Source organism: Flavobacterium sp. ACAM 123 (assembly GCF_000264055.1).
Lineage (GTDB): Bacteria > Bacteroidota > Bacteroidia > Flavobacteriales > Flavobacteriaceae > Flavobacterium.
This window is the reverse complement of sequence record NZ_AJXL01000035.1, coordinates 19,751-35,460: the sequence shown is the minus strand read 5'-3', so window position 1 is coordinate 35,460 and position 15,710 is coordinate 19,751. Positions and strand designations below refer to the sequence as shown.

The following is a 15,710-nucleotide window of genomic DNA, read 5'->3' as shown; positions in this document are numbered from 1 at the left end:
CATATAAAAACTCTTTAAAACTAACTCTTTAAGCAACCATAACATTGTTAACAAGTCCCAATAAAAAGACAGAACTTGATTCTAATGCTTTTTTTAAAATATTTATTGCCATTGTTAACACCCTATAATACCCATTAATAAATAATTTAAATTAATTTTTCTTTTTGTTGTATTATATATATGTTGACAACTTTAAAAGAAAGTCAAACAATTTTTAAATTGTTATCGTACCGCATTTCCTGTAAAATTGCTTTTACACTTGCAAAATCATTTGGATGAATTTTAAGTTTGATTCCTCCAAGTGCAGTTGAATACATTGGAACAATAGAGGACATTAATTCATTCTGAAAATAATACTGTAAACCTTCCTGATCTAATCGATGTTTTAGAATTTCTATTTCATGGATATAATCAAAAATAGCTATGGTTATAAATGCTTCCATTTTTCTTGTTTTAATAAAGATACAACTATTCTTTAAAGTTATATTTTATTTAAAACTACCTGCTATTTTCTTATAACTGTTAACTATTTTGTAATTTTCGACTTTTAAGAACAGATTTATGAGTAAAAAAGTAAGAAAGCCGGTTAAGAAAGATAAAGATTTCTCCGAGCAAATTATAAAGATATTATCGCAAAGTGCTAATAAAGCATTCAACTACAAGCAAATAGGATCAAAGCTTGAGCTGGACGATACGCAAAGCAGAAACCAAATTATAAAAGATCTAAAGATATTAGCAGGCCAAAATAAAATTATAGAATCTGAGCCTGGTAAGTATTTAATAAAAGCAGAAAGCAAAGAGTATTACGAAGGTAAGATTGACATGACAGGTAGAAAAACAGCCTATTTTGTTTGTCCAGAGTTAGAAGAGGATGTTTTTATTCCTACAAATAATCTAAACCATGCTTTAGATAAAGACATTGTAAAAGTATATGTTTATAACCGTAGAAAAGGGAAAAGACCTGAAGGTGAAGTCATTGAAGTAATCGAAAGGCATAAAACTGATTTTGTAGGGGTAATTGATATTCAAAATAATTTTTCTTTTGTTTCAACCGCTAATCCAAAAATGTATACAGATATTTTTATTCCAAAGGATAAAATAGGAGATGCAGAGCAAGGAGATGTAGTTGTGGTGCACATTGAAGATTGGCCTACAAGAGCAGATAGTCCTTTTGGTAGAGTAATTAAGGTGTTAGGAAAGCCTGGAGAGCATGATACTGAGATTAATGCTATTTTAGCTGAGTATGGTTTACCGGCAGAATTTCCGATTGAAGTAGAAGCCTTTGCTCAAAAAATTGATACTTCCATACAGGAAAGTGAAATCGCGAATCGTCGTGATATGCGCGATACGTTGACTTTTACAATCGATCCAAAAGACGCAAAAGATTTTGATGATGCGCTTTCTTTTGAAATTTTAGACAATGGAAATTACGAAATTGGAATTCATATTGCTGATGTTTCACACTATTTACAAGAAGGTACGATTTTAGATGATGAAGCATACAATAGAGCTACTTCTGTGTATTTAGTCGATAGGGTCGTACCGATGTTGCCGGAAGTATTATCAAATTTTGCTTGTTCCTTGCGTCCAAATGAAGAAAAATATACGTTTTCCGCTATTTTTGAACTGGACAAAAATGCAAATATAAAGAAGAGTTGGTTCGGAAGAACAGTGATCAATTCTAACCAACGTTTTTCCTATGAAGAGGCACAGCATATCATTGAAAACAAAGATGGAATCATTCCTCTAGAAACATCAATAACTGATAGTGAGTATGAGGTCTCAAACGAAATTGTTTTTGCTACTTTAAAATTAGATGAATTAGCTAAAATTCTGCGTGAAGATAGATTGAATAAAGGAGCAATTACTTTTGATAAAGTCGAAGTTAAATTTAATCTTAGCGAAACAGGAAATCCAGAAGGTGTTTATTTTAAAACTTCGAAGGATTCTAATCATTTGATTGAAGAATTCATGCTGTTGGCAAACAAAAAAGTATCAGAATTTATTGGAAGACAAAAAAAGACGTTCGTCTACAGAATTCACGACGAACCTAATGAAGATAAGCTTTTAGCGATGCAAGAATTAATCAAAAAATTTGGTTACGAAGTTGATTTTGGATCAGGTTCAGTAGCACATGTTTTGAATGATCTTATGAAAGAAGTTAATGGAAAAAAAGAGCAAAATCTTATTGATACTTTAGCGATTCGTTCGATGAGCAAAGCTAAATATTCAACTGATAATATTGGACATTATGGTTTGGCATTTGATTATTACAGTCATTTTACTTCACCGATTCGACGTTATCCAGATGTTATGGTTCATCGATTATTACAGCATTATTTAGACGGTGGAAAATCTGTTGATTTAGAATTATACGAATCAAAATCTCTTCATTGTTCACAAATGGAAGGTTTGGCTACAAAAGCGGAACGGGATTCTATAAAATATATGCAAGTAAAATATATGTTAGACCATATGGACCAAGAGTTTTTAGGAGTCATATCTGGTGTAACTGAATTTGGTATTTTTGTTGAAATAGTAGAAAATAAATGTGAAGGTATGTGCAGGGCCCGAGACATTAAAGATGATTATTATGTTTTCGATGAAAAACAATATGCACTTGTAGGTCAAAGTACTAAAAAGCTCCTTCAGTTAGGTGATGAAATTTACGTTAAAGTTAAAAATGCTGATCTGGTTAAAAAACAATTAGATTTTAATTTTTTAAGACTCGTTGAAGAACCAGTAAAATAAAAAAAGTATGAAGAAAATAGCGCTAGTATTATTTGTGTTTGTTGTTCAAGCAACATTTGCACAGGTAACCAAAGATTTAGGAGACTTTAATACTGTTAAAGTATATGATAGACTTACCGTAACCTTGATTGAATCTACCGAAAACAAAATGTTTATTAGTGGAAACAGGCAAGCTGAAGTGGAAATTGTAAATAGCAATGGGGAATTAAAAATAAGAATGCCTTTTCCTAAATTATTGTCAGGGGAAGATATTTCTATAAAATTGTTTTTTAAAAATATAGATGCCATTGCAGCCAGTGAAGGTTCTTATGTTTCAAGCGAGGCTAATTTTAAACAAACCATTATGGATTTAAACGCTCGGGAAGGAGCAGAGATCAAAGTAGATTTAGATGTTGAAAAAGTAAATGTGAAAGCGGTAACCGGAGGAATAATCGAGTTGTCTGGTAAGGCGTTAAATCAGGATGTAACGCTTATGACCGGTGGAATTTTAAAATCAAAGGAATTACATACTTCACAAACTACTATAAACGTTTCTGCAGGAGGAAATGCTGAAATACATGCTACAGCACTTGTGGATGCAAAAGTTAGGGCAGGAGGCTCTATTTACATATATGGAAGTCCAAAACAGATCAATAAAGAAACATTGTTTGGCGGAAGCATCATAGAAAAATAATAATTTATAGTTATAAATTTTAATGGTAAACGATATTTTATCCGGAATTCCTTGGGGAATTTTCTTAAGTTTTATGATTGGTCCGGTATTTTTTATTTTACTTGAAACGAGTATATTAAAAGGATTTAGGGCCGCAATAGTTTTTGATTTAGGTGTTATTTTAGGCGATATCGTATTTATTGGTATTGCATACCTCGGGAGTTACAGGTTAATTCAATCTTTAAAAGATAAACCCGCTTTATTTATTTTTGGAGGCATATTAATGCTGGCATATGGTATAATTTCTTTTATCAGTTTGAGAAAAGAAAAGAAGGTTGACACAAAAGAAATTGATAAAGAGATTATAAGAAAAAATTATCTCAGTCTTTTTATCAAAGGTTTTTTCTTAAATATCATTAATATTGGAGTTCTCGGTTTTTGGTTGGCAATCATTATTTCTATAGGTCCTAAATTGGATATGCAAACCTCGAGAATGGTTACTTTTTTTAGTGCGGTAATTATCACTTATTTGTTGACTGATTGTGTAAAAATACTTTTAGCAAAACAGTTAAAAAACAAAATAGACCCCTACCTAATATCTTTAAAATACAAAAAAGGAATTAGTATTGTTTTGATGGTCTTCGGAATGGTGCTAATAACGCAAGGGTGGTTCCCAAAAGAAAAAGAAATGGTTAAAAATGCATTTGAAAATATAGAGAAAGAACATTAAATTTTTTATATTTAAACCGCTCTATTTGAGCGGTTTTTTTATGTCTTGTAGTCAAAATCATTCCTACTTTTTGTCATGCTGAAATCATCTCAGTATTGCTACTCCCATAGATAGAGACGCGTTCAGTAGGACAAACGTAGCGGTGAAGTTTATGGATGTAAACTGTGTGTTATTATAAAGTTAGAGTAATTGTATAAAACTATTTTGGTGGTGTTTTTTCCTTCGTCGAAATGACAATTTTGGGAGTGTACTGCATAAAAAAACCTCCAAGTTTCCTTGAAGGTTTTAGAGGCATCGTGCGGATTCGAACCGCAGTAGGAGCTTTTGCAGAGCCCAGCCTAGCCACTCGGCCACGACGCCATATGTTGAATGGATGGCAAAAGTACTTAAAAAGTTTAGAGTTTAAAAGTTTAAAGCTCGAAAGTTTTAAAAAATTATGGTTTTTTGCCGTCAAAATGCTTTTACATTTTAGTTAATTGAAAACGGTTTAACTTCTGTATTCCTCTAATTCAACAGTAACCGCTTCAACATCACCACCAATAGGAGGGTTTAATTTTGAGACCGCCAAAAGTATTCTTGATACCTCCGGTATTTCACCAAATACTCGTGTAATTATCCGTTGTGCCACATGTTCCAATAAGTGGGAGCGAATTTCCATTTCTTCTACCACAATTTGGTTCAATAGTACATAATCTACGGTATCTTTCAAATCATCTGAAAGGCATGATTTTCTTAAGTCGGTCTTTATTTCGAGGTCTATCGTATAGTCGGAACCAATTTTTCCTTCTTCGATCAGGCAACCGTGATAGGAGTAAGTCTGTATATTTTTTAATTTAATAGTCCCCATTTTGAGTTTTGTCTTTAATTAGCTAATTATTTATTTTATAAAAGTACAAAATATTTAAATTTTATCTGCTTAAAAACAAATAACCAAATCCCGCAATCGCTATTTAACCAACAATTTTGATAACTTTGCTTTTTTAATACAACATTATGTCTACAGAAGAAAAATCACTTCATTTTATAGAGCAGATTATAGAAGAAAATTTAGCGAATGGTTTCCCAAAGGATAAACTTCGTTTTCGATTTCCCCCAGAACCTAATGGTTATTTGCATATTGGTCACGCTAAATCGATATGCCTTAATTTTGGCTTGGGATTAAAATACAATGCCCCGGTTAATCTGCGTTTTGACGATACGAATCCCGCTAAAGAAGAGCAGGAATATGTTGATGCTATAAAAGAAGATTTAGAATGGTTGGGTTTTAATTGGACTGAAGAACGGTATTCTTCTGATTATTTTCAACAATTGTATGATTGGGCTGTTACAATGATTAAAAACAATACCGCTTACGTAGACAGTCAGTCTTCTGAGTATATGGCAATTCAAAAAGGAACACCTACGCAGCCGGGAGTAAATGGTCCTTATAGAAATCGATCTGTTGCTGAAAATTTGATTTTGTTTGAAGGGATGAAAAATGGGGACTACAAAGAAGGGAGTCATGTTTTAAGAGCTAAAATAGATATGTCATCTGCAAACATGCTGATGCGGGATCCGTTAATGTATCGTGTTTTACACCGTCATCATCATAGAACGGGAAACGACTGGAAGATTTATCCGATGTATGATTTCGCTCATGGCGAAAGCGACTATATAGAGGAAATTTCGCATTCTATTTGTACGCTGGAATTCGTGATGCATCGGGAGTTATACAATTGGTTTTTGGACCAAATCTATGATGAAGCTAAGGTAAGGCCGCATCAATATGAATTTGCGCGTTTGAACCTGAACTACACCGTAATGAGCAAACGAAAGTTACTGCAATTAGTTCAGGAAAATAGTGTTAATGGATGGGATGATCCGAGAATGCCTACTATTTCTGGATTAAGAAGAAGAGGATATACGGCTGTTTCTATCCGTAAATTTTGTGATATCATAGGTGTTGCAAAACGGGAAAATGTGATTGACGTGTCGCTTTTAGAATTTTGCCTTCGTGAAGATCTAAATAAAAAAGCGCCAAGGGTAATGGTAGTTTTAGACCCTATAAAATTGGTGATTATTAATTATCCTGAAGATAAAGAAGAATCATTAGATGCAGAAAACAATCAGGAAGATGAGACGGCAGGCTTTAGAAAACTGCCTTTTTCCCGCGAGTTATACATAGAAAGAGAAGATTTCCTCGAAGTGGCACCAGCTAAATTTTTTAGATTAAGTATTGGTAATGAAGTACGACTTAAAAGCGCCTACATTATAAAAGGGGAAGCGGTTGTAAAAGACAGTGAAGGGATTATTACCGAAATCCATGTTACTTATGATGAAGACAGCCGAAGCGGCAGTGGGAGTGAAGCTTCACAGCGAAAAGTAGCGGGGACTTTGCATTGGGTTTCTATAAAACATGCTATTGAAGCGGAAGTCCGTTTGTACGATCGTTTGTTTATCGATGAAGCACCGGATAGCCATAAGGAAAAAAACTTTTTGGAATTCAAAAATGATAATTCGCTTGAAATTGTGAACGGCTTTGTGGAACCAAGTTTGGCTTCTAGTGTACCAGGAGATAAATTCCAATTTCAACGCTTGGGTTATTTCAATACTGATAAAGACAGTAGGGAAGGAAAATTAGTTTTCAATAAGACCGTTGGGCTCAAAGATGCTTGGGAAGAAAAAGGGAAGAAAGAAGGTAATTTATTGATGAACACCCAGAAAGAAATCAATAAGTATGTTAAAGAAAAAGAGGCTGCCAATGCAAATTTAATGTTGGAAAACATTGTTGCTAACATACAAAGTATTGATAATTTTAGTCTTATTAATCAGACGGTTGTCAAAAATGTCAAAAATGATAACAATGCTTTATTGTTTGCTAACTTAATTTTAAAGTATTCTGATAAAGTACAAGCCAATGATATTGAAAAGGACGTCTTGACAAAATTATATTCTATGTCATTAAAAAGTCAATTGGCTGCCGTTAGAATTTTAGTCATCGAAAATGTGAAAGTAGACGCTGATAATTTTGATGAATATAAAAAGCTACTTTCTGAATTAAAAAACACGGATAAGAATGAAAAAGTGTTGGATTTATTAAACGGTCTAAATTTGTAAGTACCTTCTTTGTATATTAGATGGTAACAATAGTAAAAATGCCTGGAGCAGGCGTTTGTACTATTATTGTAGATTTCTATTTAACTTTACATATCTATAAGTAAAAGTAATTAAAAACGGCCTTTATTAAGACGTTTTAAACCGCTTTTTTAGTTTGGGTGTATAAAATGGTACTCGGTTGATATTTATACTCAGAAAATCCTTTATATTAAGTATTCTTTTTACCGGAAATACTTTAACGGCTTGTTAACATGATGCTGTTAATAAATAGTGTATTTTTAGGTATTATTAATTAAAAACATATAATATGTCGAATAATGCGGGGAACACGTTGATTGCACTAATAGGCGGTGTAGCCATAGGAGCTGGACTTGGAGTTTTATTTGCTCCTGCCAAAGGAGATAAAACCAGAGCAAAAATCAAGGATGGTTACAAAGAAGCGAAAGCTGATCTAGATTATAAATATCAAGGGCTTTCAGAGGAAATGAAAACCAAATTAAAAAGTGCCAAGTTCGATCTTGACTCAAGCTATGAAGATTTACTTTCTAACATGAGCGATAAGACAGAAGAGGTGATTTCATTTCTAGAAATAAAATTAGCTGATTTAAAAGAGCAGAACGGAAAGTTTAAAAAGTAAAGTCCGTAAATTACTATAATTAAATTAAGGTCTATATGGCATTTGAAGAAATTAAAGAGAACGTAGGGGATATCAAAGATCAGGCGGAAGCCTATATCGAAAACAATCTTGCTTATTATAAATTGCGAACTTTCAAATTAGCTATGAAATCGGCTACTATGATTTTAAAGTTTACATTGATACTTTTAAGTTTTAGTATGGTTTTGTTGTTCTGTTCTTTTGCGCTTGCATATGCTATTGGAGATCATTTAGGCAGTTATTCCTTAGGGTTTCTAATTGTTGGAGGAACCTATCTTTTTGCTACGGGACTTTTGTTTTTGGTAAGAGATAAGATAGTGGAAGGGCCTTTATTAGAGAAATTTTCAGAAATATTTTTTAACGACTAAACTATGGCAATTAAAAAATATTCATCGTACGCTCAAATCGACAGGGAACTGGACATTTTAAAGATTGAAAAAGAAATTAGCTATCAAAAGGTTGTGTTAGGCTATTACAGAACAAGAGAGAGTCTAACACCAAATCATTTGCTAAATAGTCTCTTGGGTTCTTTCAAAACAGTCTTCAGTGGGTCCTTTGGTAACATATTAAATGTTGTAGTTCCATTTGCAATCAATTGGTTCATAAACAAAAAAAGAGGTCGATAGACCTCTTTTTTATAGGAACGATAGAGATTATTACTCGGTTTCAGCAATATCGTCCTCTCTATCTTCTTCATCAGCTACGGGGAGAACAGTACCCGATTTTATTTTAGCTTTTCTGTTTCCTTTTTTCATAGATTCGCCCACCATGTTACTTGCGGTGAAACTGGCAACCATATTGTTCAACATTTCACTGCCCGCTTGTGGTGAATTAGGCAATAAAATCAAATTGGAGTTGGTTTCGGCACCAATAGCTTGTAAAGTGTCGTAATGTTGCGTAACCACAATTAACGCAGAAGCCTCCTGAGAGTTAATACCAACTCTATTTAGCACATCCACGCTTTCCACTAACCCTCTAGCAATTTCTCTTCTCTGATCTGCAATTCCTTGTCCTTGTAGACGTTTACTTTCAGCCTCTGCTTTTGCTTTTGCCACAATCCTGATTCTTGATGCTTCCGCTTCAAATTCCGCCACGGTTTTCTCTCTATCAGCAGCATTAATTCTATTCATTGCATTTTTCACTTGAATATCCGGATCGATATCAGTTACTAATGTATTTATAATCGTGTAACCATAAGTAGTCATTGCTTCATTTAATTCACGCTTTACCGCAATTGCGATGTCATCTTTTCTTTCAAAAACGTCATCTAGTTTTAATTTAGGGACCTCGGCACGAACGACATCAAATACATAAGAAGTAATTTGGTCATGTGCATATTCTAATTTGTAAAAGGCATCATAAACCGTTTCTTTGATAACCATAAATTGCACGGAAACTTTTAGTTTTACAAACACGTTATCTTTCGTTTTGGTTTCGATTATTACATCCAATTGTTGGATTTTAAGATTTACTTTTCCGGCAACCCTATCAATTAATGGAATTTTTAGTTGAAGTCCGGATTGTCGTACGCTGTGAAATCTACCAAATCGTTCGATGATAGCAGATGTTTGTTGCCTTACCGTAAAAAACGAGGATAGTAAAATAAAAAATCCAATAACAAGAAGGATAATTAAAGTAATGTTCATAATATGTATAATTAAGATTAAAAATAGCTGTTAAATTACAAAAAATCTTTAGGTTTGTTAAGGTTTAATTTAAGAATATGAAAAAGATATATTTCACATCAGTACTGTTTTTTGCCGTATCCGCCGTTTTTGCACAATATGGATATAGAGATTCAAATAGGATAGGGGTGACCTTTGGGGGAAACCAGCTTACTTTGAATACGGATAACTTTCAAACAACGCCAGATATCGGTTGGAATGCTGGGTTATCTGTTAGAGGAAATTTTTATGAAAGTTGGGATATAGTGTATGCGTTGCAGTTCAGCGAAAATAATTTTTCAGTTGCTACTAGGAAATTTAATAATCAAAATGTGGATGTCAATTATAAACTGGCTTCAGCTCAGATATCACTGCAGTTGAGCTATGTTCTGGTCGAAAATCATTTGAGTATAGAGTTTGGACCGATTGTGCAGGTAAACGGTAAATTTAAAATTGATTTTGAAGATGAAAACAATACTATTACAGGTACCACTTTATTAGCGAAAGATATCATTGATATTTCCAAATTCAACTTTTATCCAACTGTTGGTATTACGGCGGGAGTACGTCATTTTAGAATCAATCTTTCGTATCAGTACGGAATCAATAACATGCTTGAAAATCTTAACACTAAACAGACCGGGGTTAAATTTAAAGGAAACCCAGGAATACTCAATGCAAACATAATTCTATATTTATAAAAAAAGCCTCCGTTACAACGGAGGCTTTTTTGTTTCTATAATGTGGCTATTGCCTTTTGAATCCTTTTGATTGTTTCTTCTTTTCCAATGAGTTCTACGATATCAAATAGGTGAGGGCCTTTTAAAGTACCAACCAAACTCAAGCGGAAAGGTTGCATCACTTTTCCCATTCCAATTTCGTTTTCTGTCATCCAGTCTTTTACGATGGTTTCAATGTTGACAGAAGTAAAATCATTTATTTCTTCTACTATAGCAATCAATTCCTGCATTAAAGCTGGAGTTTCTGTTTTCCAGTTTTTGCTTGCCTTTTCATCGTATGCTGTAGGAGCAACAAAAAAGAAATCACTTAAATCCCAAAATTCTGAAACGAAATTAGCTCGTTCTTTTATTAGACTAACGATTGTTGTTAATTGATTTTCAGAAGTAGAAACACCTCTTTCAGCAACAATAGGAGAGAAGGCTTTTGCCAAATCTTCGTCTTTTTGTTTAATTAGATATTGGTGATTGAACCATTTATTTTTTTCTGGATCAAATTTAGCACCTGCTTTATGAACTCTGTTCAAATCGAAAGCTTCTACTAATTCTTCTAAAGTATATATTTCTTTGTCTGTTCCATCATTCCAACCCAATAAGGCTAAGAAGTTAACAACTGCTTCTGGGAAAAATCCTTTTTCTCTGTAACCTGATGAAATTCCTTCTTCTGTTTTCCATTCTAATGGGAATACAGGAAAGCCTAATTTATCTCCGTCACGTTTGGATAATTTTCCATTTCCAACAGGTTTTAATATTAATGGTAAGTGTGCAAATTCAGGCGCATCCCAACCAAAAGCTCTGTACAATAGAACATGTAACGGCATGGAGGGCAACCATTCTTCACCACGAATAACATGGGATGTTTCCATTAAATGATCATCCACAATATTAGCTAAATGGTACGTTGGCATTCCGTCACTTTTAAACAATACTTTATCATCCAGTAAGCTGGTTTCAAATTTTACATCACCACGAATGATATCTTGCAAATGCAAGGTTTCACCCACCGGAGTTTTAAAACGGATCACATAGGCAGCACCATTAGCGATTCTTTTGGTAGTTTCTTCAGCAGAAATTACCAGAGAAGTATCTAATATTTCTCTGTTGGTATGATTGTAAATAAAGGTTTTACCTTGTTCTTCCTGTTCTTTTCTTGCTGCGTCTAATGCTTCAGCAGAATCAAAAGCATAGTAAGCCCAACCGCTGTTTATTAATTGATCAGCGTATTCTCTATATAAAGGTTTTCTTTCGCTCTGACGATAAGGACCAAATTTTTCATTCTTCCCTATTGTTTCATCAGGAGGAATTCCTAACCATTCTAATGCTTCCATGATATACGCTTCCGCACCTGGAACAAAACGATTTTGGTCGGTATCTTCAATTCGTAAAAAGAAAACACCATTATTTTTTTTGGCAAACAAATAATTGAATAGGGCGGTACGAACTCCGCCAATATGTAAAGGTCCCGTTGGACTTGGTGCAAAACGCACACGAACTTGCTTCGACATTTTTATAAATTTTGAGGCAAAGATACAATTTCAATCGCTGAACTGCAGAATTTGAAAACGAGATAATTTTAACATTTTTGAGATTGATGCTTTTTTAACATTTCTTTATTCATATTAAATTATTACATTTAATGGTTATATAAAACAAATAGTAGTTTTGGAATCTTCAAATGGTATTTATCAAAAATTAGAAGCGTTTATCAGGAAGTATTACACGAATGAATTGATTCGAGGAACAGTACTCTTCATCGGTTTGGGATTGTTGTATTTTCTCTTCACGCTTTTTGTGGAATATTTTCTATGGCTGAAGCCAATGGCAAGAGCTGTATTGTTTTGGACTTTCGTCGGTGTGGAAGTGTTCCTCTTGTTTCGTTTTATATTGTTTCCCATATTTAAATTATTAAAATTTCAAAAGGGAATCGATTACAATCAGGCTTCAAAAATTATAGGGAGTCACTTTGTCGATGTCAATGATAGCTTGACCAATTTTCTCCAATTGTCGGATTCGGGTAAGGAGCAACATTCCTCCGAATTACTTTTGGCCTCGATCGATCAAAAAGCAAACGCTTTGCAACCGATACCCTTTGGTAATGCCATAAATTTTAAATCAAACAGTAAGTATTTGCCGTTTGCGATTGTTCCCATTTTGCTTATTCTGATTTTCTATGTATCCGGAAACAATGCTGTAATTTCTCAGAGTCTTAATAGAGTTGTTCATTTTAACGATACCTTTTTGCCTCCCGCACCTTTTAAATTTGTGGTGCTCAACGCCAATTTACAAACGGAGGAGAACAAAGATTTCATGCTAAAGATTAAATCGGAGGGAAGTGTGGTTCCGGAAAACGCAATGATTCACATAAACGGCGAGAGTTATTTTATGGAAAATAGTAAGCCGGGTGAGTTCCAGTTCAAGATTGCCAAACCAATGACTGATGTATTGTTTCACGTGGAAGGCAACGCCGTTGCGTCAGAAGAGTATCATTTGAAAGTTGTTGCAGTGCCAACGATAGATAATTTTGAGATGCAATTGAACTATCCGTCCTATTTGAATAGAAAATCGGAAGTAGTCAAAGGAACCGGTAATGCCGTAATCCCTGAGGGAACGAAAGTAACTTGGAAAATAAGTGCTTTCGCGACGCAGGATATTTATTGGTCGAATGAAACCGCTCGTTTTCAGTTTATTAAGGAAGCTGATTTGTTTTCGTTGTCTAAAAATATAGTGCAAAACACAGATTACCAGGTTGTTACTTCTAACGAGCGTATAAAAGACCACGAAAAATTATTTTATCAGCTAACCGTTATTAAGGACCAGTTTCCCACGATCAGTGCAAGCTACGCCCCGGACAGTTTAAAAGTAGATAAAAGCTTTGTTTTGGGACAAGTTGCAGATGATTATGGCTTGTCTAAACTACAAATTGTATATTATCCTAACAGCAAACCAGTGTTAGCGAAACGCAGAGCTATCCCAATAAAAAAATCAGGTTATGGTCAGTTTTTATTTTCGTTTCCGGGTAGGTTGGCCGTGGAACAAGGGGTTTCCTATGAGTATTATTTTGAGGTTTTTGACAATGATGTACGGAATGGTTTCAAAAGCTCAAAAACGTCTGTGTTCTCTAATCGCGTTGTGACTGATGAAGAAAAGAAAGAGGAACTGCTACAGCAGCAAAATGACAATATCAACAGCCTGGAAAAGTCATTAAAAAATCAAGACAAGCAATTATCGGAGATTGACAAATTGCAAAAGACAGGGAAAGAGAAAGAGCAATTTGAGTTCAAGGAGCAACAAAACGTAAGGGATTTTGTTGAGCGTCAGAAAAAGCAGGATGAAATGATGAAGGAATTTTCCAAGAAAATGAAGGACAATCTAGAGGATTTAAAAACTATTCCAAAGGACGAAGCGAAGGAAGATTTGAAGAATCGCTTGGACAAGGCAGATGAGGATTTAGAAAAAAATCAGAAGCTGTTGGACGAGTTGAAAGAGCTGAACGATAAAATTAAGAATGAAGATTTACTGAATAAATTAGATCAGTTTAAACAGAAGAGCAAAAATCAGATAAGGAATTTAGAGCAGTTGGTAGAACTGACCAAGAAATACTATGTAGAAAAGAAGGCGGAACAATTTGCGGATAAACTGGATAAACTTTCGGTGAAGCAGGATAAATTAGCGGAGAACGAAAAAGAAAACTCTGCTGAAAAACAGAAAGGGATTAACTCTGATTTCGAGAAAATTCAGAAAGAACTTAAAGATTTGGATAAGGACAATGCTGAGTTAAAATCACCTGTTGATATCCCTAGTGACCCCGGAGTGGAAAAAAGTATAGCAGACGATTTAAAGAAAGCAAGCGACGAACTTCAAAAAGAAAACAAGGCGAAGGCGAAACCGAATCAGAAAAAAGCCGCTGGTAAAATGAAGGCAATGGCGAAGAAGATGGAGGAAGGTTTAGAGGGAAGCGAGAAGGAACAGATGGAAGAAGACGTTAAAATGTTGAGACAAATATTGGATAACCTATTGGCTTTTTCTTTGTCTCAGGAATATGTGATGATGCAATTTAGGGACCTTAAAAGAGGTTCTCCGGCCTTCAACAAAAACATTAAATTGCAACAGGACCTGAAGCTGCAGTTTAAACATGTTGACGACAGCCTATTCGCCATGTCCTTACGTAACCCGAAAATCGCTGAAGACATTACCAAAGAGATTGGGAATGTACATTACAATATTGATAAATCCTTGGTCAGTTTATCTGACGCCCAAATACCGAAAGGATTATCGCACCAACAGTACGCGGTATCTTCGGCCAATAAGCTTGGTGATTTCCTAAGTGATATTTTGAACAACATGCAAATGTCTTTATCTGGTATGGGTTCTGGAAAACCTAAATCTGGTAGCGGGGAGGGGATGCAACTGCCGGACATCATTAAAAAGCAGCAGGGCCTTGGTGATAAAATGAAAGAGGGAATGGAGAAAGGGCAGAAGCCGGGCGAGGGGAAAGACGGTAAACCCGGGGAAGGCGACAAAAATGGAAAAAATGGGTCTCAAGATGGCGTTATGGGGGAAGGCGACGCGAAGGTTTTGCTGGAAATTTACAAGGAACAGAAGCAGCTTCGGGAAGCCTTAGAAAACGAACTACGCAAACAAGGTTTAGGCGGTAGCGGTCAGAATTCTTTAGAGCAGATGAAACAGATAGAAAAACAACTATTGAATAAAGGCTTTAAGAATGAGACACTGCAAAAAATCCTTAACGTAAAGCAGGAATTATTGAAACTAAACTCGGCTGTTCAGCAACAGGGGGAAGAAAAGAAGCGGCAATCAGAGAGCAACAGAAGAGAATTTAATAATGAATCTAAACCGTTGCCAGACGCATTGTTAGATTATTTGAATAGCATTGAGATATTAAACAGACAATCATTACCTTTGCGCTCAAATTACAACCGCAAGGTTCAAGAATATTTTAATAAAAAATGATCAATTTTAATTACGAAAGCGAATTCAACTTAGAGAACGAAGACGCCATTGGAAACTGGCTTTCTGCGGCAATTTTGTCGGAAGGCAAGAAAGAGGGAGAAATCAACTACATCTTCTGTGATGACGAATACTTACACAAAATCAACCTTGAATATTTAAACCACGATGACCTGACGGATATAATCAGTTTTGATTATACCATGGGGAATGAAATTCACGGGGATATTTTTATCTCTGTCGAACGTGTTCAGGAAAACGCAGCGGATTTCAAAGTACCTTTTGAAGAGGAAATGCGAAGAGTGATGGTTCACGGTGTCTTGCATTATTGCGGATACAAGGACAAGGGAGAAGCCGATGAGTTGTTGATGCGCTCCAAAGAAAACGAAAAACTAACGCTGTTCCACGTGGAACAATAAAAGTCAAATTCGGTTTAAGCGCAGGAATGTTTCACGTGGAA

General features: G+C 34.8%; 14 protein-coding genes and 1 tRNA gene. 10 read left to right on the top strand and 5 right to left on the bottom strand.

Translation table 11 applies throughout. The annotated features are described in order from the left end of the window. Positions 1 to 203: 203 nt before the first annotated feature. Positions 204 to 443 carry a hypothetical protein gene (locus tag A3SG_RS0108480; RefSeq protein WP_016989605.1) on the bottom strand — a complete coding sequence of 80 codons (240 nt, stop codon included), beginning with the start codon at positions 441 to 443 and terminating at the stop codon, positions 204 to 206. Between the two features lie 118 nt (positions 444 to 561). Here A3SG_RS0108480 and rnr point away from each other — a divergent pair, with 118 nt between their 5' ends. From rnr to A3SG_RS0108465, 3 genes are read left to right on the top strand one after another with little or no spacing between them, the layout of a single operon-like run. Then, positions 562 to 2,751, top strand: coding sequence for a ribonuclease R (rnr, locus tag A3SG_RS0108475; RefSeq protein WP_016989604.1), 2,190 nt, complete (start codon positions 562 to 564; stop codon positions 2,749 to 2,751). Positions 2,752 to 2,758: 7 nt separating this feature from the next. Next, positions 2,759 to 3,424, top strand: coding sequence for a head GIN domain-containing protein (locus A3SG_RS0108470; protein ID WP_016989603.1), 666 nt, complete (start codon positions 2,759 to 2,761; stop codon positions 3,422 to 3,424). Positions 3,425 to 3,446: 22 nt separating this feature from the next. Further along, a complete protein-coding gene (locus A3SG_RS0108465; protein WP_016989602.1) occupies positions 3,447 to 4,133 on the top strand; it encodes a LysE family translocator in 687 nt (228 codons plus the stop codon). Between the two features lie 289 nt (positions 4,134 to 4,422). Here the strand turns inward: A3SG_RS0108465 and A3SG_RS21570 are convergent. Both A3SG_RS21570 and folB read right to left on the bottom strand, forming a co-directional pair. Then, positions 4,423 to 4,493, bottom strand: a tRNA-Cys gene (locus A3SG_RS21570). A gap of 127 nt (positions 4,494 to 4,620) precedes the next feature. After that, a complete protein-coding gene (gene folB, locus A3SG_RS0108455) occupies positions 4,621 to 4,980 on the bottom strand; it encodes a dihydroneopterin aldolase (protein ID WP_016989600.1) in 360 nt (119 codons plus the stop codon). Positions 4,981 to 5,126: 146 nt separating this feature from the next. Between folB and A3SG_RS0108450 the strand changes: the two genes are divergently transcribed. The 4 genes from A3SG_RS0108450 (at position 5,127) to A3SG_RS0108435 (ending at position 8,510) form a co-directional block, all read left to right on the top strand. After that, on the top strand, positions 5,127 to 7,229 hold the full coding sequence (locus A3SG_RS0108450; RefSeq protein ID WP_016989599.1) for a glutamine--tRNA ligase/YqeY domain fusion protein: 2,103 nt from the start codon (positions 5,127 to 5,129) through the stop codon (positions 7,227 to 7,229). Between the two features lie 307 nt (positions 7,230 to 7,536). Beyond that, complete coding sequence (locus tag A3SG_RS0108445) at positions 7,537 to 7,866, top strand: YtxH domain-containing protein (RefSeq protein ID WP_016989598.1); 330 nt, start codon at positions 7,537 to 7,539, stop codon at positions 7,864 to 7,866. A gap of 35 nt (positions 7,867 to 7,901) precedes the next feature. Next, positions 7,902 to 8,252, top strand: a complete 351-nt coding sequence (locus A3SG_RS0108440; protein ID WP_016989597.1) for a hypothetical protein — start codon at positions 7,902 to 7,904, stop codon at positions 8,250 to 8,252. 3 nt (positions 8,253 to 8,255) lie between these two features. Beyond that, the gene (locus A3SG_RS0108435; RefSeq protein WP_016989596.1) at positions 8,256 to 8,510 is read left to right on the top strand and encodes a DUF6327 family protein; all 255 of its coding nucleotides are present in this window, start codon (positions 8,256 to 8,258) and stop codon (positions 8,508 to 8,510) included. Between the two features lie 30 nt (positions 8,511 to 8,540). Here A3SG_RS0108435 and A3SG_RS0108430 read toward each other — a convergent pair whose 3' ends face one another. After that, positions 8,541 to 9,530, bottom strand: a complete 990-nt coding sequence (locus tag A3SG_RS0108430) for an SPFH domain-containing protein (RefSeq protein ID WP_016989595.1) — start codon at positions 9,528 to 9,530, stop codon at positions 8,541 to 8,543. 77 nt (positions 9,531 to 9,607) lie between these two features. Between A3SG_RS0108430 and A3SG_RS0108425 the strand changes: the two genes are divergently transcribed. Next, positions 9,608 to 10,249 carry an outer membrane beta-barrel protein gene (locus A3SG_RS0108425; RefSeq protein WP_016989594.1) on the top strand — a complete coding sequence of 214 codons (642 nt, stop codon included), beginning with the start codon at positions 9,608 to 9,610 and terminating at the stop codon, positions 10,247 to 10,249. Positions 10,250 to 10,284: 35 nt separating this feature from the next. Here the strand turns inward: A3SG_RS0108425 and gltX are convergent, their stop codons facing one another. Continuing rightward, complete coding sequence (gltX, locus tag A3SG_RS0108420) at positions 10,285 to 11,790, bottom strand: glutamate--tRNA ligase (RefSeq protein ID WP_016989593.1); 1,506 nt, start codon at positions 11,788 to 11,790, stop codon at positions 10,285 to 10,287. Positions 11,791 to 11,947: 157 nt separating this feature from the next. Between gltX and A3SG_RS0108415 the strand changes: the two genes are divergently transcribed. Together A3SG_RS0108415 and ybeY are read left to right on the top strand one after the other, a co-directional pair. Further along, positions 11,948 to 15,253, top strand: a complete 3,306-nt coding sequence (locus A3SG_RS0108415; protein ID WP_029596686.1) for a glutamyl-tRNA synthetase — start codon at positions 11,948 to 11,950, stop codon at positions 15,251 to 15,253. Continuing rightward, positions 15,250 to 15,669, top strand: a complete 420-nt coding sequence (gene ybeY / locus A3SG_RS0108410) for an rRNA maturation RNase YbeY (RefSeq protein WP_016989591.1) — start codon at positions 15,250 to 15,252, stop codon at positions 15,667 to 15,669. Before A3SG_RS0108415 ends, ybeY begins: the two co-directional genes overlap by 4 nt. The last annotated feature ends 41 nt before the right edge of the window (positions 15,670 to 15,710 follow it).